The organism is Roseiconus lacunae (genome assembly GCF_008312935.1).
Taxonomy (GTDB): domain Bacteria; phylum Planctomycetota; class Planctomycetia; order Pirellulales; family Pirellulaceae; genus Stieleria; species Stieleria lacunae.
This window is the reverse complement of sequence record NZ_VSZO01000012.1, coordinates 334,767-356,936: the sequence shown is the minus strand read 5'-3', so window position 1 is coordinate 356,936 and position 22,170 is coordinate 334,767. Positions and strand designations below refer to the sequence as shown.

Annotated in this window: 17 protein-coding genes; 15 read left to right on the top strand and 2 right to left on the bottom strand. The window is 55.3% G+C overall.

Annotated elements, in window-relative coordinates:
- Window positions 1-140: 140 nt before the first annotated feature.
- From gcvT to FYC48_RS17465, 15 genes are all read left to right on the top strand, one after another.
- Window positions 141-1,277: a glycine cleavage system aminomethyltransferase GcvT gene (gcvT, locus tag FYC48_RS17535; RefSeq protein ID WP_149498021.1), complete on the top strand. Its 1,137-nt coding sequence runs from the start codon at window positions 141-143 to the stop codon at window positions 1,275-1,277.
- A 150-nt stretch (window positions 1,278-1,427) separates the two neighbouring features.
- Window positions 1,428-1,829, top strand: a complete 402-nt coding sequence (gene gcvH, locus FYC48_RS17530; RefSeq protein WP_149498020.1) for a glycine cleavage system protein GcvH — start codon at window positions 1,428-1,430, stop codon at window positions 1,827-1,829.
- Window positions 1,830-1,961: 132 nt separating this feature from the next.
- On the top strand, window positions 1,962-3,359 hold the full coding sequence (gene gcvPA / locus FYC48_RS17525; RefSeq protein ID WP_149498019.1) for an aminomethyl-transferring glycine dehydrogenase subunit GcvPA: 1,398 nt from the start codon (window positions 1,962-1,964) through the stop codon (window positions 3,357-3,359).
- Window positions 3,360-3,377: 18 nt separating this feature from the next.
- Window positions 3,378-4,835, top strand: a complete 1,458-nt coding sequence (gene gcvPB / locus FYC48_RS17520; RefSeq protein ID WP_149498018.1) for an aminomethyl-transferring glycine dehydrogenase subunit GcvPB — start codon at window positions 3,378-3,380, stop codon at window positions 4,833-4,835.
- The gene (locus FYC48_RS17515) at window positions 4,828-5,595 is read left to right on the top strand and encodes a lipoate--protein ligase family protein (protein ID WP_149498017.1); all 768 of its coding nucleotides are present in this window, start codon (window positions 4,828-4,830) and stop codon (window positions 5,593-5,595) included. The genes gcvPB and FYC48_RS17515 overlap by 8 nt, the downstream gene beginning before the upstream one ends.
- 355 nt (window positions 5,596-5,950) lie before the next feature.
- Window positions 5,951-6,652 (top strand): FHA domain-containing protein, encoded by a 702-nt coding sequence (locus FYC48_RS17510; RefSeq protein ID WP_149498016.1) that lies wholly within the window; start codon window positions 5,951-5,953, stop codon window positions 6,650-6,652.
- A 292-nt stretch (window positions 6,653-6,944) separates the two neighbouring features.
- On the top strand, window positions 6,945-7,517 hold the full coding sequence (locus FYC48_RS17505) for an RNA polymerase sigma factor (protein ID WP_149498015.1): 573 nt from the start codon (window positions 6,945-6,947) through the stop codon (window positions 7,515-7,517).
- A complete protein-coding gene (locus FYC48_RS17500) occupies window positions 7,517-8,194 on the top strand; it encodes an anti-sigma factor family protein (protein ID WP_149498014.1) in 678 nt (225 codons plus the stop codon). Before FYC48_RS17505 ends, FYC48_RS17500 begins: the two co-directional genes overlap by 1 nt.
- Window positions 8,195-8,197: 3 nt before the next feature.
- Window positions 8,198-10,591, top strand: coding sequence for an alpha/beta hydrolase (locus FYC48_RS17495; protein ID WP_235034303.1), 2,394 nt, complete (start codon window positions 8,198-8,200; stop codon window positions 10,589-10,591).
- 303 nt (window positions 10,592-10,894) lie between these two features.
- Window positions 10,895-11,716 (top strand): hypothetical protein, encoded by an 822-nt coding sequence (locus FYC48_RS17490; RefSeq protein WP_149498013.1) that lies wholly within the window; start codon window positions 10,895-10,897, stop codon window positions 11,714-11,716.
- Window positions 11,717-11,919: 203 nt separating this feature from the next.
- Window positions 11,920-13,344 (top strand): magnesium chelatase, encoded by a 1,425-nt coding sequence (locus tag FYC48_RS17485; RefSeq protein ID WP_149498012.1) that lies wholly within the window; start codon window positions 11,920-11,922, stop codon window positions 13,342-13,344.
- 5 nt (window positions 13,345-13,349) lie between these two features.
- Complete coding sequence (locus FYC48_RS17480; protein WP_149498011.1) at window positions 13,350-15,050, top strand: vWA domain-containing protein; 1,701 nt, start codon at window positions 13,350-13,352, stop codon at window positions 15,048-15,050.
- Window positions 15,051-15,325: 275 nt separating this feature from the next.
- A complete protein-coding gene (locus FYC48_RS17475; RefSeq protein WP_149498010.1) occupies window positions 15,326-16,897 on the top strand; it encodes a hypothetical protein in 1,572 nt (523 codons plus the stop codon).
- A 322-nt stretch (window positions 16,898-17,219) separates the two neighbouring features.
- Complete coding sequence (locus FYC48_RS17470; protein ID WP_149498009.1) at window positions 17,220-17,879, top strand: RNA polymerase sigma factor; 660 nt, start codon at window positions 17,220-17,222, stop codon at window positions 17,877-17,879.
- Window positions 17,879-18,232, top strand: a complete 354-nt coding sequence (locus tag FYC48_RS17465; RefSeq protein ID WP_149498008.1) for a hypothetical protein — start codon at window positions 17,879-17,881, stop codon at window positions 18,230-18,232. The genes FYC48_RS17470 and FYC48_RS17465 overlap by 1 nt, the downstream gene beginning before the upstream one ends.
- Here FYC48_RS17465 and FYC48_RS17460 read toward each other — a convergent pair whose 3' ends face one another.
- Complete coding sequence (locus tag FYC48_RS17460) at window positions 18,233-18,946, bottom strand: hypothetical protein (protein ID WP_149498007.1); 714 nt, start codon at window positions 18,944-18,946, stop codon at window positions 18,233-18,235. It lies immediately after the preceding gene.
- An 86-nt stretch (window positions 18,947-19,032) separates the two neighbouring features.
- A complete protein-coding gene (locus FYC48_RS28170) occupies window positions 19,033-22,128 on the bottom strand; it encodes a sulfatase-like hydrolase/transferase (RefSeq protein ID WP_200836636.1) in 3,096 nt (1,031 codons plus the stop codon).
- Window positions 22,129-22,170: the final 42 nt, after the last annotated feature.

The window sequence follows — 22,170 nt, the reverse complement described above, 5'->3', positions numbered from 1 at the left end:
AGTCGTTTTAAGACGACCGCCGAGGTCGGGTAAGGTGTGCGGTGTGGGTGCGATAAGCGGATCGGTGAAAGGCTGCCGGTCCGAAGTGGCGCCGGCTCGTCGAAACCGAATCACACCCCGATAGGTCCGCGAGAGACTGGATGAGTCAAGCCGAAGCTTCATCGTTGGCGCACACCCCCTTGGATCGATGGCACCGGGACGCCGGCGCAAAAATGGTGCCGTTTGCGGGCTACGAGATGCCCATTGAGTACGGTTCGATCGTAGACGAACATCAGGCCTGCCGTACCAAGGCGGCGCTTTTCGATGTCTCTCACATGGGTCGACTGCGTTTTGACGGAGACGGGGCGGCGGAACTGCTCGATCGTTTGCTTACTCGTCGAGTGATTGATTTACCCGTCGGCGGTGTTCGTTACGCAATGGTCTGCAATCAAGACGGCGGGATTCTGGACGACGTCCTCGTATCGCATCTTAAAACGCCGAGCGATCAGTACTACTACTTGCTTGTCGTCAACGCTTCCAATCGGCAGAAGATCGTGGAGTGGATCAAGCAGCAGCTTGACGATTTTCCCACCGTGACCTTCACCGATCGCACCGAGTTGACGGCGATGATCGCCGTTCAGGGGCCGCTCGCGATGGAGACCTGCCGCAAGCTGTTTTCCTTCGACCCGGCGCGACTGAAGTACTATCAGGCGACGATCACCGATCAATTTTCGAAACCAGCGATTGTCAGTCGAACCGGATACACCGGCGAGGACGGCTTTGAGTTGGTCGTTCGGGCCGAAGAGGCAAATAGGATCTGGGAAAACATCATGTTGGCCGGTCGTGACGCCGGGTTCGCACCCGCCGGTCTAGGGGCTCGTGACACGCTGCGGATGGAGGCGGCGATGCCGCTGTACGGTCACGAGCTTAATGAATCGACCGATCCCATCAGTGCCGGTTTGTCGTTCGCGTGCAATTTAAACGACCGCGACTTTCTGGGACGAGACGCGATCGCCAAGATCAAAACCGCAGGGCCGAAACGCCGACGCGTCGGGTTGTTGCCCGAAGGCCGCCGCCCGGCCCGCGAAGGTTGTGACGTGATCGGAGCTGACGGTAAGGTTGTCGGTACGATCACCAGCGGTGGCCCGTCTCCGACTCTTGGCAAGCCGATCGCGATGGCGATGGTTGATGTTGAGGTTGCCGATCAAACCGAATTCGAAATTGACATCCGCGGAAAGCGATCTGCCGCGGTGGCGACCAAGTTGCCGTTCTACCGACGTGCGAAGACCGATTCTTAGGCGATCGCCGATCCGACGTTTTGAGTCATTGCCTGGTTTGAAGTCATCGCTCTGTTTTGAATCACTGTCTTAAATCGTTGTCTTGTTGACTCTCGAATTACTTACCCGTTTCTTTCCACTTGAACGCTTGCCGAAAAGGAACCCTGATCCGTGTCACGCGATAAGAGCAAACTGCTGTACGCCGAAACTCATGAATGGGTTGATGTGTCCGATGAAGGCGGACAAAAAATTGCGACGATCGGGATTTCCGATTTCGCGATCGAACAACTCAACGACCTCGTTTACATGGATTTGCCCGAAGTCGGAAAAACGTTCGACAGTGGCGAAGAGTTTGGTGAAGTCGAATCGGTCAAAGCGGTTAGCCCGCTGTATTGCCCGGTGGCCGGCGAAATTGTCGAAGTCCACGCGGACTTGCCCGACAACCTGGATGGTCTGAATGACGATCCCTACGACTTCGGTTGGGTGATCAAGATCAAAGTCAGCGACGATTCCGGTTTGGCATCGCTGATGGATTACCCGACTTATCAAAAGCAGTGTGCCGAATCGGCCTAACGCTTTTACCGAATCGATTGCAGGGAAGGCAACATGACAAGGATCCGGCTGATCCGTTGAAGTTCCCGCGCGCAGAATTCGCGGCGTGAACGATCTTCACTTTCTCGTTTGACGACCACGGAATTCTGATTGATGAAAGGGTACTTGTTTCACACCGATGATGATCGCCGGGAAATGTTGCGATCGATCGGCGCGGAATCGATCGACGAAATCATTGACGGCCAAGTTCCCCAGGCGTTGCAAATGCAGCGACCGTTGGACTTGCCGCCGGCCGCCGATGAGATGTCACTGGAAGCGGAGTTGCGTTCGCTGGCCGCGAAGAATTGCTCGGTCGCCAGCCACATTTGCTTTATGGGCGCCGGTGCCTACGACCACTTCATCCCCGCAGTCGTCGACGAGATGGCATCGCGAGGCGAATACTACACCTCTTACACGCCCTATCAGGCCGAAGTCAGCCAGGGCAATTTGCAGGTGATGTTTGAATACGAAACGATGGTCAGTCAGATCAGCGGTTTGGATGTCAGCAACGCCAGCTTGTACGACGGTGGGTCGGCCGCAACCGAAGCGGTCTTGATGGCGCTCGCTTCGGTCAAGAAACGTCACAAGGTGGTCACCTCCGACGCGGTGCACCCGCAGTACCTCGAGATCCTGCGGTCTTATCTGGTGGGTATCGAGGCAGAGTTGGTGGTCGTCGAATCGGACGAGTCGGGCTGCAGTGATCCGTTGATCGACGCGATCGATGACGAAACCGCGTGTGTGTTGATTCAGCACCCAAACTTCTTCGGTCGCCTGGAACAGGTTCAAAAGATTGCCGATACCGCCCACGAAAAAGGTGCGTTGGTGATCCAGTCGTTTGACCCGATCAGCGTCGGCTTGCTCAAGCGACCCGGTGATCTTGGCGTCGATATCGCCGTCGCCGAAGGTCAATCACTCGGTAATCCCTTGGCATACGGTGGGCCCTACTTGGGAATCATCGCCTGTCGTAAAGAGTTGATGCGGAGGATGCCGGGACGTATCGCCGGGCAAACGATCGATCGTCGTGGGAATCGTTGCTGGGTGCTGACGCTGCAAACAAGAGAGCAGCACATTCGCCGTGAGAAGGCGACCAGTAATATCTGTAGCAACCAGACGCTGCTCGCGCTTCGGGCGACCGTTTACTTGAGTTTGCTTGGTCCGCAGGGACTAAAGGAAACGGCCGAGCATTGCGTCGTTAAAGCCAACCTGGCTCGCGATCGATTTGCCGCCAGCGAACGCTTCGAATTGGTGCATTCCGGGCCGGTGTTCAAAGAGTTCTTGGTCCGTGATCGCGAAGCCGACGTGACCGGTTTGATGAGGCGGGCGGCCGCCGAAGGCGTGTTGGCTGGGGTGCCGGTCAGCGACGTCGCCGAAGGAGCCTGTGGCGGGCGGTACGACGACTGTTTCTTGGTTGCGGTGACCGAGAAGCGAACCGAAACCGAGCTGGATCGGTTGATGGCGGTTCTCGACGCGGCGCAGGTCGCCGACTCGGTTCACTTGGCGGAAACGGTTTAGAAGGGGGGAAGCAAACCAATGCGAAATCAACAAGCAACCAAACTGATTTTTGAAATGAGCCGACCGGGGCGTCGCGCTCATCATTTACCGTCGCTGCCGGAATCGGCTGAAGCGATCAGCGAACTGTTGCCCGCCGATGTGCTGGCCGACGAGCCACCACCGTTACCGGAAGTTGCCGAAGGCGACGTCGTGCGGCACTTCGTGAACTTGTCGACTTTGAACATGAGCGTCGACACGCATTTTTATCCGCTGGGTTCCTGTACGATGAAGTACAACCCCAAACGCAACGAGCGGATGGCATCGTTGGCGGGTATCGGAGACGTCCATCCGTTGCAGCGTGACGGCACCGTCGGTGGTGTGCTGCAGATGATGTACGAACTGCAAGACATGTTGGGCGAGATCTCTGGTTTGCCAGGCGTTTCGCTGCAGCCCGCCGCGGGGGCTCACGGCGAACTGACGGCGCTGTTAGTCGCGGCCGCCTACTTTAATGAACGTGGTGAAAGCCAACGGACGGTGGTGCTCACGGCAGACTCCGCACACGGGACCAATCCGGCAAGTGCCCAAATGGCTGGTTTTTCAACCAAAGCCGTCAAAAGCAACGCCGATGGCTTGGTCGATCTGGAAGACCTCAAGAGCAAGCTTAACGACGAGACGGCCGTCTTCATGTTGACCAACCCGAACACGTTAGGGTTGTTCGATTCACAGGTAGGCGAAATCGCCGACTTGGTTCACGAAGCCGGCGGATTGATTTACCTTGACGGCGCGAACATGAACGCGATCTTGGGAATCGCGCGGCCGGGCGACTTCGGTGCTGACCTGATGCACTTCAATCCGCACAAGACGTTCTCCGGGCCCCACGGTGGTGGTGGTCCCGGTGCCGGACCGATTTGTGTTCGTGACTTCCTTGCCGACTACTTGCCCGGACCGGTCGTCGTTCGTGATGGCGACGGGTATCGTTGTCAGGCTCCGTCGAAATCGATCGGTCGGGTGCGCAGTTTCTTTGGCAACGTCGGTGTCCTGGTTCGTGCCTACATCTACATTCGTACGTACGGAAAAGAAGGCCTACGCAAGGTCAGTGAAGATGCCGTGTTGGGAGCGAATTACTTGCTCAGTAAAGTGCGGCATATCCTTGACGTTCCGCACGGCGATCGCTGCATGCATGAATTCGTTGCGTCGGCAAAGCGTTTAAAGAAAGACAAGCATCTGACGGCGATGGACATCGCCAAGCGTTTGTTGGATTACGGCTTCCATGCTCCTACGGTTTACTTCCCGTTGGTGGTCGAAGAAGCAGTGATGGTCGAGCCGACCGAGACCGAAAGCAAAGAAACGTTGGACGCGTTCGCACAGGCGTTGTTCCGGATTACCGAAGAAAGCGGTGACTTGATCGACGAAGCACCGCACTCGACCAAGATCAGCCGTCCCGATGATGTCGCAGCGGCTCGCAAGCCAATTCTGAAATGGAGTGAAGGTGAGTGAGCCGCAACTGATCGGCCGAGCCCTGACGCACTGGTCCGGCGAAGGGGCTTGGAACATGTCCGTTGACGAGGCGATTTTGCAATCCGTCTCGGCGCGAGCCGAACGCGGTGAGTCATGTCAGGCGGTGCTGCGGTTTTACAGTTGGAATGTACCGACGCTATCGCTGGGGTACTTTCAAACGTACCAGGCGGCGATACCTCGGTTTGCCGACGCGGCTGTCGTTCGGCGTAGTACCGGAGGTGGTGCGATCGTGCATGATCGAGAATTGACCTATAGCTTGACGGTGGCGACACCTGTCGGTCAGCGGGGGGCTCGTCACGATTTATACCAAGGTGTCCATGCGGTGATCGTCGACGTTTTGAAACAGTTCGGTGTCATCGCGCGGCCCTATCGGCTGGATCGCCAGCGAACATTTGCAGAAGACGCGTTCCTCTGTTTTCAGCGGAGGACGGCAGAGGATTTGATTGTCAGTGGCTACAAAGTGGTGGGGAGTGCACAGCGGCGGGCAAAGCGTGCGGTGCTGCAACACGGGAGCGTGCTTTTGCGTGCCAGTGGCGTTGCGCCGGAATTACCTGGCGTGACAGATCTCACGTCAAAGCCGATCGATCGGAGCGAGTTTGCCGACATGATGAAGCTGCGGATTGGACAATTGCTAGGAGTCGAATATGCGGGATCGGAATTGAACGAGGCGGAACTTGCGGTCACAAGGCGGGTTCAACGAGATAAGTACGGTTCCGTCGATTGGCTTCAGCGGCGTTAAACTTGTTCGCAGGACGATGGGCATTGGTCAGGCGGTCAGATTGGATCAAAACCCTCGAATCAATCAAAAGAGTCAAGGCGTCAAGGATCGAAGTGGGATAACCTACAGGTAGGAACGGGGCGCAAGCGTCCCATCAGGCGGCACCTCGTCGTTGAGGTAGCTGGTTCGGGGGGTGTCTTTCACTCAAATCCTGCAATTGCGGCATTTTCCCAGCCAGTGGAACTGTTTACAATATTTATGAGTACGGCAGCCCGTGACGATGCTAATCGGTGCTCTTCGAGCACATCTGGCGCTGTCGGCCCGCGGAAATCAATGGCCAAGATTGGCCGATTCAGTCAGAGGATAGAGGTGCCGTATGCAAGTGAAGCTCAAGGTCATGACGGGAAGTCACGAAGGAGTTGAGATCCCGGTCAACGGCGAGAAATTCCTGATTGGACGGAGCGAATCGTGTCAGCTGCGGCCGAAAAGTGATTCGATCAGCCGTAAGCACTGCATCATCGTGATCCGCGACGGGCGGGTGTTGATCCAAGACTTGAAAAGTCGCAACGGGACCTACGTCAACGAAAAACGGCTTCCCAGTGACCGGGCGAAGATCCTTTCCGCCGGCGATCACATCAAACTCGGCAAACTGGAATTCGAGATCGTCGTCGAACACGGCTTGAAAGGTGCGAAGAAACCCGAAGTCACCGACGTGGGTGATGCCGCCGCACGAATGGTCCAAGAATCCGATAGCCGATTCGAAGAGGTCGACGTCAACGGCTGGTTGGACGAAGCCGATCAGATCGACCGCGTGCGAAAACTTTCCGATCCAGATACGCGGCAATTCCGCCTCGACGACCTGAAGAAAGCCGAGGAGGCAGAGTCATCCGCATCGGTCGAGCAAGAGTCCAGCGACAGCACGGATCTTTCCGTCAACGACAGTTCCTTGGTTGAACGTCTGCGACAGCAGAAGAAGCAGAAGAAAGGCAAGCTACCCGAAGGTCTGAAAAAGGCGATGACGGAAAGCTCTAAGGCCGCCGCCGATGACGCACTCAAACGCTTCTTCAGCGGACGTTAAACGGTCTCGTCATTACCTGGTCGGAACGTCTTCGTATTCGTTTTCGTTCTGTCGTTATAGGGTCCGCGGCGCTCGCCTCGGGGATTGTGGGCTTTGGCGACGAAGGCTCGATACCGGTACGTTCGGCTCACGGTTCGATGGACAGGTGCGAAGCGGACTTGCTCTCCGGCGAACGTCGCGTGTTTGGGGATGAGATGCCAAGATTCCTGTTTCGTTTGCGAATCGATGCGCGTATCCTGGATTGCCTGGCATTGTCGTTTGCTTGGCTTAGTTCTATTGCGAGGCGCCTTTCGTGGACGATCCATCCAATCTCTCGACCGCAACATTGGCGGAACAGGTCATCAACGATGATGCTACCGCGTTCGCCGTGCTGATGAAGCGATACCATACATTCGTGTACGGAATATGCTTCGCCATTTTGAAGCATCGCCAGGATGCCGAGGATGCGACCCAAGAAACGTTCAGCCGCGTGCTTCGTTACCTCCATCGCTGGGATCCGCGCCGACCTTTTGAACCTTGGTTAGCCACGGTGGCTGGCAACCGCTCCCGCACCCATCTGGCTCGGCGACGGTCGCATTCTCCGCTCAGTGATTCGATCGAACCTCAATCGACGGCAATGACAGAGGCTTTAGCAGCTTCCGCGATCGCCGAAGAGATTCGCTTGGCGTTGAGGGCTCTGCCAACCCGCCAACGGACCGCGTTTGAGTTGTTTCACGATTGTGAATTGTCTTACGACGAAATCGCTCGTCAAATGGACTGTCCGGTTGGGACGGCAAAGACCTTGGTCCATCGAGCCCGCAAACAGATGGTCAGTGCACTGCGTGACCGAGATGTGCTGCAATCCAGTCAGCGGAGGGCTTCGTAATGAACTGTGACCAGTTTGAAGAACGACTCAATCAACTGTTGGATCAGCGATCCGATGTGACCGCCGACGTGCCGCTGCAGGAGCATGCCGGACGCTGTGATCATTGCCAAGCCTCCTATCGGCTTTGGAGCACGTTTGCCGAAACGTCTTGCAAAAATACGGACCACGAATTGGAACTTGCTGCGTCGGTATCGCAACAATCCACACCCCGCTCCCGTCTGGCAACCTATGGTTTGGCGGCCGCGGTGTTGATTGCGGCCGGGTTGCAGTTTGCGACGCTGTTGACCGGCAACGGTCAACCGGTTGCCTCGGTCGCGCCCGTGGACGGAACGAAAGTGCGGCTGACAGATCCGGGATCTGAAATTACGCCCGGCGGGGCGGACGCGAGTATCGATCCGGAGATGGTCGAGCAGGTCACCCTTTCGCCGGTTTGGGTAGGAGGCGAATCGTGGTGGACTTTTGTCGAAGACGGCGTGTTTGTTGAGAGCACGAAGCCGGCGTTTGAGTCCGTCCGAGTCGGTGTCGAGCCACTCAGTCGATCGATGAAACGCGCCTTCGCGATTCTGATGTTCCCTTCGTCGGGCGCGGTGGATTCGGCAACCCAGGAACAGACTCCGGTGACATTCCGTGAGCAAACTTCGATGGAGTTTTCTACGACGCTTGACCAAATGGTTTAACTGATGCGAACGCAGACGTTTTCTGCAAAAGCCCGGATCGCAATCGGTGCGATTCTTTGTGCCGCGATGGTCGGTGCCGTTCGCGTTCGCGCCGATCAGCGTGTGATTCTTAAGAGCGGTCTTGCACTTGAGGGGTTCTTAGTTGATGTCGCGTCGCTGAATGAAAGTGGATTTAGCGCCGGCGGGGCACAAAGTCAGTCGCGGCCGATCCTGTTAGTTGATGACGGACTGCGTCGTGTTTATGTCCATCGCCGTGGTATGGTCGCAGGAGAGCCGCAAGACGTTCGCGGGGTCGAACGGACGATTGAATTCAAACAGCTTTCGCCGGTCAGTGGCGATCCGATACAAGCGATCGGCGATATCCTTTCGGTTTCTGAATTCAATGAATACGCCCGGCGACGGATCGCAATCCGTAGCCACGATGGGCCGGTCGAGATCGTTCAAGGGATCACCGAGTTGAATGCTCGGTACGCGAAAATTGAAGCTCTTAAAAGCAAACCTGCTTACGATTGGGACATGCGAGTTTCGACTCGATCGATCCGGCCCGAGACATTTCAAAAAATCTTTCGCCAGCGTATCGATCAAAACGACCTCGACGCACGCCTGATGGTGGTGCGTTTCTTTATGGAATCGGAACGTTACCGCGCTGCCGAGGAAGAATTGACCCGTGCGATTCGAGACTTCCCCGAACTCGAAGACATGAAGTCGCAATTGAGCGCACTGTTGGTCTTTCAAGGCGAACGATTGTTGGACGAAGCCGAACGGCGAGCCGATGCCGGTCAGCCTCAATTCGCACGTCAGATCTTTTCCGGGTTTCCCATGGAATCCGTCGGAAGGACGATGCGTGAACGAGTCAAGATCGCGATCGAGGAAATCGATGCGACCGACCAGCAAGCCAGTGATCTTATTCAATCGTTGCGCTATGACATCGAACAACTCGGAGAGCCTGATCCGGCGATCGAGCGAATTTACAAAGAAATCGAGCAAGGACTCTCCGGGGCGACGTTAGCGCGATTAAGCGATTACGTCCGACTGAAGGATTCAAAAACAACGCCGACAGAAAACCGTGTCGCGCTCGCGATCGCCGGGTGGATGATGGGCCCCGGTTCCGGCGAAACAAACTTGGTCGTGGTCAGTTCGCTAGTGACGGTTCGAGATCTAGTCGCCGAATATCTTCGGTCGGCAAATCTGGTCCGTCGCCAAGAAATTTTGGAGCAACTCAAGGGAATCGAAGGGGCGCAAATCGAATACGTTGCGAAGTTGATTGAATACTTGGGCCCGGTGAAACCATGGCCAGAAGGGGCGGCCGATGAAACCATTGATGGTATGTATCGCCTCGGATCGCTCGCCGGTGAAACAGAAACGCGGACGATTGAAGAGCATCCCGATTACATCATTCAATTGCCGCCCGAATATGACCCGCTTCGAGAGTACCCTTGCTTGCTGGTGTTGCCGCCGCCAAATGCGCATCCGGAACTCGAATTGACTTGGTGGGCTGGCGACTTCAACCAGGCGATGGGAAGTCGCACGGGACACGCAATGCGGAACGGTTACATTGTGGTGTCGCCTCGCTGGGGACGTCCGACACAGCGGCTCTACGAATACACCCCGCGTGAACACGACAACGTTCTGTCGTCGCTTCGGCACGCGATGCGACGCGCCTCGATCGATGCCGACCGTGTTTTCATTACCGGGCATGGCGAAGGCGCGACAGCGGCTTGGGACATCGCATTGTCACATCCTGACTTGTGGGCAGGCCTGGTTTGCGTGAATGCCGAGCCGTCAAAAACGATCGGTCACTACCACGACAACGCACGCCATGTTCCCATGTATTTGGTGATGGGAAACGCGTCCGGCCCCGGCGCACCGCTGGTTCGCTTGGGAGCGATCCTTGATCGTCATATGCACGTCCGCAACGATGTCACGGTGGTGATGTATCGAGGGCGCGGGCGAGAGGATTTTTACGAAGAGACGCCGGAGTTGTTTAAATGGCTGAACGTTCCGACGCACGTGCGCAAGCCCATCCCGCGTGATTTTGAGGCGGTGACGATGCGACAGGGAGACCAGTTCTTTTGGTGGTTGGAATTGGGCCCGCTAAAGCCGTTGGTCGACACAAACCCGATCCTCTGGGATCAGGAAGAGCGGATCCGGGCAGGCGAAATCAGTGGTCGAATCGGTGGCAATAATTCGGTGTCGTTCAACGGACCGAGCGACACTTATGAATTGTGGTTGAGACCGGATATCGGCTTAGATCTAAGTAAGCCTGTCGTGATTCGTGCTCGCAGCACTCCGCAGTACTTCGAATTTGATGGGGAATTGGAAACAATTCTGGAAGACGTCCGCCGCCGAGCGGATCGGAAACGCCCCTTCTGGGCGAGTGTCCGAGTGCCATCTTAAAACGACGGCCGAACTTCGAGCATCGCTAATGCGTATCTAATGCCGTCGAAATTACCCTCCGAATGAGTCACGGTGCCTCACGGGCGCCGTTTCTCGCAATGTGAAGGTTTAGTGGCGTTTTGGTGAAGATGAAGGTTCGGAGGAATTCGATTTCGTGCAGCCAAGATCGCTGCTTTGAACCATAATACTCGTTCGAAAATGTTTCTCGGCGATTGGGAAGTTCAATCCTGGGCCTGAACCGTTTTCAAGTTGGCAGTCTCTTTCATTGAAAGTCCATCTCTGGAAGAACCAGCGAGGACGCCGATGCCAACTTATGTATGGAAGAGAGTGATCTGCATGGAGACCGAACGCCAGAAACCGAAAATCGGGCGAGGTCGTCGCGGAACAAAACAGGAAGATTGCAGCGAAGTGACCGTCGTTTCTGAACACCCACCGAGATTGAATGCAAAGGCGCCCGAAGAAGGTCCGTCTGGTCTATGCGACATGGAGTTTCCTGTCACGTTGGGGCCAGATGATTTTCTTCGTTTGGGGGTGCGCAAAACAGAGACCCGTTTGGCAGTCATTCGGAATGCGGCGTTGAAAGCGGCCCGTGCACTCGCCGTGAAGCAGTTGGCCGATCCGAACGAATCAACCCAGAAGCAATTGTCGCAGGTCGCGGTGTCGGCTTATCGCTTGCTCGATCCACGGCAGAGGGACGACCGATATTCGCGAGTCCACATCGGACGGATCCGTCCCGGTGCGCTGCACCAGGCGGGGCATGCGGAGTTTGCCGATCACCGCTTGGTGCTGAAGCAGCGGAGGCAGGTGCTGCCGGACTTCGAGTTTGCCGACCGCGACTGGAAAGTCGACCCGCCACCAGAAGAATCGATGGAATCTGGTCTCGAGTCTGTGGATGCTCAGTGTGGCAGGACGGAGCAGCAGATTCATCTTTCGGATGCAAGCATCGTTGCTCAGGAATTTGCGGCGATCACACAGCAGCGACGACGTCGTTTGCGGCATCCGGCCGTCTTGGCGACGATGATTTTATTGTTGCTCACTGCGGCAGGAAGCTTGCTAATGTGGGGGCAGCTTAAGCAGGCAGCTCGGATGCGATTGGAGTCTCCGGGGTACGCCGCGGAAAAATAGTTTCGCCCCTCATTCCTCGCGACTCTCTCGATCGCGGGTCGATTTCCTGGGTCAGTCACGGCATCGAATCCGTCACGATCGCAAAAACTCTGCGCCCCTGGTTTGCCGATGCATACAATTGTTGCACGGCCTCGGGCGTCGGTGTGGTTCGATTCCGACCGCTCCGACGATCAATGACAGATGACCTTTGTAGAGACTTTTGCATGAATACGGCGACGATTGAGACCCGTCCGACAACACTCCGTAAGTTGATTGACAGCGGATGGGAGTCCAAATCCGTCAAACACGAGATGCGTGACAATTTCATGCGGACTCTGGCGTTCGGAGAGGAACTGTTTCCGGGAATCGTCGGATACGATGACACAGTGATTCCGGAAATCAATCTGGCGATCCTGGCCTGTCATGACATGTTATTTCTCGGCGAAAAGGGTCAAGCAAAAAGTCGCATCATGCGATTGTTGACTCGGTTTTTGGACGAGTGGGTTCCGTACATCGATCATCCGGATTTGACGGTGCATGAAGATCCCCTCGCGCCGGTGACTTCACTGGGGCGCCGGTTGGTCGCCGAGCATGAACCGGAAGATCTTAAGATTGCGTGGTGGCATCGTGACGAACGGTATGCCGAGCGACTTTCACCGGGAACGAAATTCGCAGACATCATCGGTGAAATCGATCCGGCGAAATTGACCGGTGGAGTGAGCATGAGCGCCGAGGAGGCGCTTTCGTTTGGCCTGATCCCGCGGATGCATCGCGGCATCTTTGCGATGAACGAGCTGCCCGAATTGGACGACCTCGTTCAGGTCGGGTTGTTTAACATCCTTGAAGAACGCGACGTTCAGATCCGTGGCTATCCGATCCGGTTTGATTTAGACATCGTCATTCTGTTTTCGGCTAACCCGTCGACGTACAACCGCAGTGGAAAAGTCATCCCGCAGTTGAAAGATCGAATCGGTACGATCATTCAAACGCACTATCCGAGCGAACGAGACCAAGGAATCGAAATCCTGCGTCAAGAAGTCGGAGATGACCTGGGCGGTGGTTATCCGGTCGAAGTGCCGTACTTTATGTATCAACTGATCGAAGAGATCACCAATCAGGCTCGGCGAAGTAAGTTTATCGATCAGGCATCCGGGGTTTCCGCTCGGTTCTCACTCGCAAACTTTCGCACGATGGTGGCCTCGGCTCGTCAACGAGCGATCTTGCATGGTGAAAAGCCTGCCGTCCCACGGGTCAGTGACCTCGGACACTTGTACGCAAGTTCGCTCGGCAAACTCGAATTGGATTTGATGGGCACGCATCAAATGAGCGAACGCCAAGTGCTCGATGCCGTCGTCGCAAAAGCGATTGAGGTTGTCTTCGACGAATACGTTCAAGAACACGGGTTGGCCGAAATCGCCGAAATCTTTCGAAGCGGGGTGCGCGTCGAAGTCGGTGACTTATTGCCCAGCCGTGAATATGCCGAACGGTTGAAAAGTGTTCCGCCGGCTTGGAAGTTAGCGTTTCAAGTCAACGCGGCTGAAAGCGACGCGGTGCGAGCGAGCTGTGTCGAATTTGTCCTTGCCGGTCTGTATAGCGCCGATCGCATCAGTCGAGCCCAACGGCATGGAAAGATCGAATACGAGATTTAATCACAATGAAACGTCACCCCGTCGGCGGAGTCATCCATGCCTATCAAAAATATGACCCGGCAAGCTTTCCGCCCCCGACTCAAGAAGCACCCGATTTAATCACGCCAGCTTTTGAGCAGGCGATGATGTATGGCGAGTTCCGTGAACTGAGCGAAGAAGAACTCGCGCGCGCCGTCGAGTTGGACCCCAGCCAGATCAAGGGATTGGGGCCGAGCATCGATTTCCTCAAGCAAATGTTGCTCGAGCGAAAACGCAAAATTCTAGAAACCTACGAAGCGCAAAGCGTTCAGAAAAAGGCTCGGAAAGCGTTCCATTCGGCGGCCAAGCAAGTCCGCCCACCCGAGGATCTGGTCAAGACGTTTCGAGAAGCGATCAATCGAGAGCAGCCGTATCTGTTGGAAGCGCTGTGGTATCGCGGTGAAGATCGCGGCGGAACGTTTTCGACTGATTTGCTGAAAGTCGCATCGCGGATGGCGGACAAACATCAACTTGAGGAGTTGGCTGGCAAGTACGACTTTACCGGCAGTGAGTCGATGTCGATTCCAAAGGCACTCGAGATCAAAGAAGAACTTGAGCAGATCGACGAACTGCTCAAGCAACTCGACGAAGCGGCGAAGACTGCAAAGATCGGTCTGATCGATATGGAGAAGCTGAATCAATTCGTCCCGACCGAGGACATGCAGCAACTCGAAGAGATGCGCCGGCAGGTTGAAAATATCATCCGCGAGCAGGCCGAGCGACAAGGATTGGAGCGAGGGGCGAACGGTCAATTTAGATTAACGCCACAAGCGTATAAGGTTTTCCAAGGACGATTGCTTGAACGCATTTTTAGTGAATTGGCCCCGTCACGCTCGGGACGTCATCAAGGCGACGTGGTCGGCGAAGGTGCCGTCGAATTGCAGCAAACCAAGCCGTATGAGTTTGGCGATTCGATCGCTAACATGGATATCCCGCAGACAGTCATCAATACCTTGTTGCGACAAGGTGACCAGCGACCGCTGCGTCTGCATGGCGATGACATCGAAATTCATAAAACACGCAATCACCCCAAGTGTGCCACGTGTGTCGTGATGGACATGAGTGGTTCGATGCGCTACGACGGTCAGTACATGAACGTCAAGCGAATGGCGCTTGCTCTGCAGGGACTGATCCAGACAGAGTATCCCGGTGACTTTTTGCGTTTCATCGAGATGTACACGTTCGCCAAAATGCGTGCCCCCGGCGAAGTGATCAACTTGATGCCCAAGCCCGTGACGATCCATGACCCATGGGTTCGGCTGAAGGTCGACATGAGCGATGAACACATCAGTGAAACGCAAATCCATCAACACTTCACGAATATCCAGCGGTCACTGCAACTCGCTCGGCAGAATTTGGCAGCTACCGATACGCCGAATCGTCAAATCGTGCTGATCACCGATGGCTTACCGACGGCTCATAACGAAGGCGAGTGGCTGTACATGCTTTATCCGCCTGATCCGCAAACGGAGCAAGCGACGATGCGCGAAGCGATGTTGTGCAGCCAAGAAGGGATCACAATCAATATCTTTTTGGTTCCCAGTTGGTCGCAAAGTGAAGAAGACATTCGCTTCGCTAGCCGGTTGGCTAAGACGACGAAGGGACGTGTCTTTTTTACCAGCGGTAATAACTTGGATCGATTTGTCCTTTGGGACTACGTCCAGAACCGTCGCGAAATCATCTCGTAGGACGATTCCAGACCGGTGAGCGGTTCCAGACCGGTGAGCATTGAGTAGGCAAGCTTTGTTGTGTATGCGATGGAGGATGGTTGGGTTCGGCTTAGCAGTCGACAGCACGGTACTTTCGACGTCCCGATAGGAGGCAATGGGAATGCTCGATTGCTAGCAAGGGAATCAATGCAGTGAGATCGGCTCTCGGGGCAACTGCGCTTGCTGCGGCCGGGGCATTGCTGTATCAGAATGATTCGAACTTTAGCTCCATTTAAAAAAATAACGAGGCAAGGATGCGCTCGTCACAGACCTGCAGCCAACGATCCATTTTCGCTTCTTCGCATCTGACCGGCCTGTTGGCGGTATTGGTGTTCGGAGTGCCGGGATGTCGATCGACGCGTCCATCGGGATCGATGGTTCAAGTGACCGAAGACCATTCCTCGCCGGTGGTGCAAGTCGATGCACCGCAGCAGCGATTGGCAACGACGAAGGTTGTACCCTCGCAGTCAAACGGTGATCGCGCGTCGCAGTCGACGACGAAACTATCCAGCGGCAAAGTCGCGACACAATCCGGGCCGAAGAACAGTTCTGTTCGTCCTGTTTCGGCGACCGATGATGATATTCAGGTCAGCGTTGGTGGACTGGTTTCGGCTTCGCTAAGCGACCTGAGCGTCGCCGATACATCTGCAAAGGCACCGGTCGAAGCGGCGGAACCTCCGGTTGTCAAATCAAAACCGAAAAACCCGTCACCGCAAGATCAGAGTCATCGGCAAGTCAATGAGAACAGCGGCGATCACGACGAACTGCAGACCGAAGTTGTTCGAAAAACTTTGAACCCAGCCCCCAAGGTACGTCGACGACCGGTCAATCAGACCGATCAACCGATGGGTTTAGCCGCGGCGATCGAGAAGTCGCTGAACTCGCTGCCGGATTTGCCCGAAGCCAATGATGATTATCAAGGCCCGGGGCCAAAACGAATCGGCGTTGGCAAACCATCGGTGACTGAAACTGCAGGTGGGAATACGACGGCGGCGTATGCTTATGTGACCGACGACGATTCCGATCAACCGTCGGCACAGGTTCAAACGGTATCACATGCTTCCGGAGACGCCGGCTCGGCAAGCTTGATGGCATCTGCCGGCGGAAAGATGGTTGCCGAACAACAGATCACCGAAGATGACTTGTATTCTCAGTTGCTCGAACGGATCGTCGCACCAAAGTCTGGCGAAACCTCCAACGACTTGGCCCGGCGACAAATCATCGCGCGTTATTTAATGGTCTTGGCGGGTGATCCCGAAACCGCGACCGAATCGATGGATGGTTTTTCGGAAAGCGAGCGTGAGTTCTTGCGAAACCAGTTGATGGGATTGTGGACGATGATCGATCCGGACGGTCATCCTTCGGCGGGACGCCGAGTGACCGAAGCGCTGCCGCAATTCCGTGCTGCAACGTCCTACCTTGCCGCGGCCTCTGATTCACTGGATCTTCGCCATCTCGAATTTTGTACCGAGATCGAATCCTACGGGCAGATCAAACCATTCGACGGGAATCGATTTGCCGCCGGACAGCAGGTCATTTTGTATTGTGAAGTCGAAAATTTTGCTGCGTCCGAACAAAGCGGATTGTTCCAGACTCGTTTAGAAGGCAGTTACGACATCTACGACGCATCGGGATCGAAGGTGGTCAGTCAGCTATTGCCGGCCGATCAGCAGCGGTCACGCAACCGATTGCGTGATTACTTTGTGGCCTACCAAATGAACTTGCCAGAATCACTTCGCAAAGGCACCTACCGATTGCAACTCACGCTCGAAGACGCGGTCGGTAAAAAATATGGGCAGGCGAACATCCCATTCGAGATTCGTTAAGGATTTTTCAAGGGACCGCACACCAGACTTACTTGGGTTGGTCCTACGTCCCGTCGCCCTGCAAAGGTGACCCCACAGGCAACGCTTTGCGTCTGGTGTTTTGTGCCGGTTCAGTCTTAGGATTAGCCGAAAGGCGTTTGCCACGGTTCCGGTGCAATGACCGGATCGAACGTACGTTGGCAGATGAATTGAACCCAACGTTTAATTGAGACGGAGCACTCGTCTCGAAAAATCGGCAGTTTTCGGGGAAGTTCGACTCTTTTTCGGGGGCGACGAAAAAAAGTTAGACAAATGAGCTGACAACGCGCATCATGGACGCGTTATGGCTCACACTAATCTATTCAATTGCCAGATTCACCAGGCGGCCCGCGAGGTTGCTCAAGCGACGGTGGCGTCCACTCGGACGTTTGCGCTGGCCAGTCTTTACGACTTGACGGCGGACCGATTGGTTCGCTTTTCCGTGACGGTGACTCGTCGCCAGCACGATGCCGAAGACGCGGTCGCGACCGTGATGCTGAAAGTCGCGTCACGTCCAGAAATCCTTTTGCGTGCCGAGCGTCCGTGGCACTACTTGCTACGAATGGTCCGCAACGAATCGTTGGTGATCGTGCGTTCGCGTTCCAGGTTAGCGTCGATCGGTTCGATGGCGGAACGCTTGATGGGGCGTTCAATCGATGTGGTCGAACGAGACGATGAACGCCGAGTGATCTGGCAAGCACTCGAAACGCTGCCGTTCGACCAGCGTGAAGTGATCGTATTGAAAATTTGGGAGCAGTTGACGTTCGCCGAGATCGCCGAGATCCTCGAATTATCGCCTTCCACCGCGGCCAGTCGGTATCGGTACGGTCTTGAAAAACTGTCGGCCAAACTGGTGCGATTACTTGGCGACGAACACGGCGGCGACGAATCTAGTGATCGCAAGCACGGTGTGACTGAATCCGATCGTTTTGCACCAAGTCGTCGCCTTCGCGAGGTGATCTGATGGGGATTTCGGATCAACAGAGGCGACACATCGAATCACAACTGGCTTCACTGGGACGTTCGATCAATGTGTCCGAGTCGCATCGAGACCGGGTGCTCGAACAAGCCTCACAACATCTTGTCCGCGCCAACAGTCACAAGCGTGGAATGCAAGTCGCTCTGGCCGTCGCGATTGTTCTGCTCTTGGTGTCGCCTTTGATCAGTCAACTGACGCGGGGAATGAAGGCGCGACCGGCGGCGACCGCATCGCAGGTACAAGCCGAAGCGATGAAGATGTCTGATGCCGAGCAAATGTCATTCGATTGGGCGCTGGTGCACCTTTTCGATCAGTTTCGTGGACGCTTGCGAAAGTGATTATTTGAAGAACGGGTTGAGCGTGCTCCCGTCGTTCGCCCGCTTTGGCTTGTACGGTGTTCGTGGTTGGGGCACCGGTGGCGTGACGACAGGTCGTTGTGAGTCGTTGTTCGAAGACTTTGGCAAGTCATCTGGCTCAGGGGCGAAGAACGGATCGAATTGCTGAGGGACGTCGTCACCAGCTTCAAAAACGACGGGCGTCGCATCTTGGATGGGGTATTCAAACTCGCCTTCGAATGTCGCATCGGATGAACCTGCGGTTTGATTCATGCCGTCCATCTGGGCACGCAGCCCTTCTTCGGAAAAGCCACCAATGACGGCGAGCGGAACGCACGCGCAAAGCACCACGAGACCGACCCCAATTGTCGAAACAAAACCGTTGGCGATCCAGATACCGAATCCACGGAGGATGCTACATTCGCCGGCGACGGAGAGCATGTACGCCGTCGCAAACCATGTAATTGGAACCGCGATAAGATATCCAAGTGGCCCAAGTGAGGTCCCTCCGACCGACGCGATGGTCATGTTGATGACCCCAATGGCAATGGTCCATCCGACACAACCTAAGTAGGTCGGGGTTCGATTCCCAATCATCGAACAGCAAAGTTTCAGCGAGCCAGCCAGCACAAGTAAGATGACTAGAAGCATGCCGATCGCGATGGTGATACCGACCGCACCGATCGCGAGAAATTGTTCGTTCGAAAATTGGTCCATGGTCGTCGAGTGGCCTACGGGTCGGGAAGTCATTCTTGGACATACCGCAGCAAGCCTAGCTCGAAACTAACCATGCGTTCAAATTGTCACTTGCCCGCCGAGGACTTTTTCGAAGCGGTCGACAATTCCTGAATCAGCTTTGTTTCTTCGACGCGATAGGGCGTTCCGTCAGTGTCGAAGATGTCGTGGAACCACGGATCGGGTTGTTCGGTGTAAGCCTTTTTCCAAGAATCCCAGGGATAGATCGTTTGGGAACGACCGTTGACGAATCCCCAGTTGTAGGCGGCGACATCATGCATTTGCAAAAGCGGCAAGATGTCTTCGAAGGTCGATTGATTCCCGCGGGCCATGTACTCGGTACATAGCATTGGGCGGCCGAATTGTGCCAGGCCTTCGATTAGCTGCCGTGTCTTGGTTTCCGGTTCGTAGCTGTGAAATGAAATCACGTCGGAGTTTTCTAGACACGCACGCTGATATTCGGTTGGGTGTGTGAGGTAATCGCCTCGCCAAACGCCGACGGTCAACGGCTGCGATGGATCGACTTCGCGAGCCCATGCGAATGATTTTTCGACTAGTCGCAACGCGAACTTAGTCTTTTCTGGTTGGTCTAATTCGATCTTCGCTCCGCCGCCGCCGTAGGCATTGAAATTAGGGTTGTCCGGTTCGTTAAACAAATCCCAGACCAGCACTCGGTGGTCGTTTTTGTAACGAGTCAACACAGATTGCACGTACGGTTTGAGTGCATCTTGTTTGCTCGGATCCTGTAAGATGTCGCGTCCGGGTGATTGCACCCAGCCGGAATTGTGAACACCGGGAGTTGGTTCCGGTTGTGGGCCGGCCTTGGGATAGGGGTGCCACACGCCATCGAAGAACACAAACATGGTGCGAATCCCATGCTTGTCCGCGATTTCAAGGTATCGATCGACACGATTGAAGAATTCTTGCGAATCGGTTTTCCAGGGAATATCGTGCAGGAATACACGCATGGTGTTCATCCCGATGTCGGCGGCCCAGCCAAGTTCACGATCGATTGTTTCGGGATCAAACGTATCCGCTTGCCACATTTCCAATTGGTTGATCGCCGATGAGGGAACATAATTCGCGCCGATAGGCCATTCGATTTGATCGTACCAGCGGTTTGCTCGTTTGGCGGTCCAGCGACCCGGTCGGCTAGAGAAGCTTGCGATTTCGGTCGGTACCGGTTCTCCAACTGACACGCGTTGTTTGACAATCGTTCCGTTAAATTCATTCGGCGCGGTATAGTCACCGGCGGCGGAGCGATCATCGAATCCTACCGATAGCCCATCGATCGGCTGCGATGGCAGCAAACCCGGGGAGGCTATCTCGATTGGCGTTCCGCCACGAATTGCCAAGGTCATCTTCTGTTCGTCCAGGCTGGCCTGCAAGCGGGTGCGTCCACTGACCCGGATCGTCGATCGCAGCCGAGTGACTTTTCCGTCGATCCGAACGTCAAAGACCGGGTGCCCATCGATTAAATGAAGCGCGTAGCCGAGTTGGTTACCGCCCTGGGCCAGGACGACTCCGGATGGGTTGGCCCCTTTAACGGTCACGTCGATATCGATGGATCGGTTTGCAATCGGTGGCGTCTTAGCGGACTTGTTGGATTGCTTCGGATTCCGCGAAACCGCCTCGGGGTACTTTGCCAAGATCGCTTTCAGACGCGACATCACTGCGGGACGTGAGCCGGCCAGGTTTTGAGTTTCAACGGGATCGGTTTGATAATCGTACAACTCGTATTCCGCCGAGGCTTCGTCAGCCTGCGGAGATTTCCATTGGACCAAGCGATAACGATCGGTGCGAATGGCACGGCCGAGCGTTCGCTTTGGATAGGCATGGAACGCGTGGTCGCGAACGCGAGCTTCTGGATTTTCCAGAACTGGGACTAGCGACACACCATCGATCGACTGCGGTCCGGTCGGTCGTGGAAGACCTGCGAGTTCCGCAAGCGTTGGATAGATGTCGACGCTTTCGGCTAACTGTTTAGTCGAAGATTTAGGTGGCGTTACGCCCGGTGCGACGATGACGATCGGAATTCGAGTCGCTTGTTCGTAATTGGTGTGTTTGGTCCAAATCCCAAGATCACCTAGGTGAAAGCCGTGATCACCCCAGAGGACGATGATGGTATTGTCGGCCAATCCGGTTTCGTCCAAGCCGCGAAGCACTTTGCCGATCTGGGCATCGACGTAGGCGGTGCTAGCGTAATAGCCATGGATGAGATTTCGTTTCAGTTCTTCACTGAACGGTGCGTTGGCATCTTCGGGGACGGGTTTGTAGTTGGTGATTTCCCCGCCACGCTTTCCGGCGACGCCTGGCGCATCGTTTGGCAGCGATTCATGCTGTGGAAGCGGCAATTCGTTCGCATCGAACAGATCCCAATATTTTTTGGGAGCACTAAAAGGAAGGTGCGGTCTTGCGAAGCCAGCCGCGATGAAAAACGGTGTTCCATCTCTCTCAAGACGCTGCTTGGCTGACTTCAAACGCCGGATTGTCTCGTCGGCGACGCGTCCATCGGCATAGGCATCGTCTCGGACGTCTGGGCTTTCATAAGCAGCACCGCGTGGCAGGCTGCGGATACGATCGAGTTGTTGATTGGTAAAGAACGCTTCTTCACGAGTGAGTTTGCCACCATCGGTACTTTCCGGTTCGTTGTACTCGATGACCTTTTCTTTGAAGTGGGGGACCGAGAAGGAAGCGGGATCACCGTGGTTGCCATGGCCGATATGGAAAATCTTGCCAAGAGATTCGGTGTGGTACCCGTGCTTGGCAAAGTGTTGTGGGAGCGTGACCGCATCGGGAATGATTTGCCGCAATTGGCTTCCCAAGCCGTAAAGACCTGTCGAAGTCGAATGTGAGCCAAGCATCAACGTGAAACGCGAAGGCGCACAAACCGCCTGGTTGCAGTAAGCCGCATCAAACCGCATGCCTCGTGACGTTAAGGCATCAAGATGAGGCGTCTTGGCGAATCGGTCTCCATAGCACCCCATCGCCGGCTTTAGGTCATCGACCAAGATCATGAGGACGTTAGGTCGATCCGCCGCGGCAGATCGTTCGATACCAATCAGCAATAGTACCAACGCAAGGAAGGTGATGATGCAACGAGTTGCGACGCGTTTCGTGAACCGACAACTTAAGGAGAAACCATCGAATGGCGGTCTGACCATGGCAGGGAAGACTGGAGTTTGGGGGGGAGACAGGGAGGGGCT

What these genes read in the sequence shown, in the direction of transcription:
- FYC48_RS17460 (WP_149498007.1), bottom strand. Translation starts at nt 18,946, where the DNA reads ATGGACCAATTTTCGAACGAACAATTTCTCGCGATCGGTGCGGTCGGT.
- FYC48_RS17475 (WP_149498010.1), top strand. Translation starts at nt 15,326, where the DNA reads ATGCGCTCGTCACAGACCTGCAGCCAACGATCCATTTTCGCTTCTTCG.
- FYC48_RS17465 (WP_149498008.1), top strand. Translation starts at nt 17,879, where the DNA reads ATGGGGATTTCGGATCAACAGAGGCGACACATCGAATCACAACTGGCT.
- gcvPB (WP_149498018.1), top strand. Translation starts at nt 3,378, where the DNA reads ATGCGAAATCAACAAGCAACCAAACTGATTTTTGAAATGAGCCGACCG.
- FYC48_RS17490 (WP_149498013.1), top strand. Translation starts at nt 10,895, where the DNA reads ATGCCAACTTATGTATGGAAGAGAGTGATCTGCATGGAGACCGAACGC.
- gcvT (WP_149498021.1), top strand. Translation starts at nt 141, where the DNA reads ATGAGTCAAGCCGAAGCTTCATCGTTGGCGCACACCCCCTTGGATCGA.
- FYC48_RS17510 (WP_149498016.1), top strand. Translation starts at nt 5,951, where the DNA reads ATGCAAGTGAAGCTCAAGGTCATGACGGGAAGTCACGAAGGAGTTGAG.
- FYC48_RS17480 (WP_149498011.1), top strand. Translation starts at nt 13,350, where the DNA reads ATGAAACGTCACCCCGTCGGCGGAGTCATCCATGCCTATCAAAAATAT.
- gcvPA (WP_149498019.1), top strand. Translation starts at nt 1,962, where the DNA reads ATGAAAGGGTACTTGTTTCACACCGATGATGATCGCCGGGAAATGTTG.
- FYC48_RS28170 (WP_200836636.1), bottom strand. Translation starts at nt 22,128, where the DNA reads ATGGTCAGACCGCCATTCGATGGTTTCTCCTTAAGTTGTCGGTTCACG.
- FYC48_RS17470 (WP_149498009.1), top strand. Translation starts at nt 17,220, where the DNA reads ATGGCTCACACTAATCTATTCAATTGCCAGATTCACCAGGCGGCCCGC.
- FYC48_RS17500 (WP_149498014.1), top strand. Translation starts at nt 7,517, where the DNA reads ATGAACTGTGACCAGTTTGAAGAACGACTCAATCAACTGTTGGATCAG.
- FYC48_RS17495 (WP_235034303.1), top strand. Translation starts at nt 8,198, where the DNA reads ATGCGAACGCAGACGTTTTCTGCAAAAGCCCGGATCGCAATCGGTGCG.
- FYC48_RS17485 (WP_149498012.1), top strand. Translation starts at nt 11,920, where the DNA reads ATGAATACGGCGACGATTGAGACCCGTCCGACAACACTCCGTAAGTTG.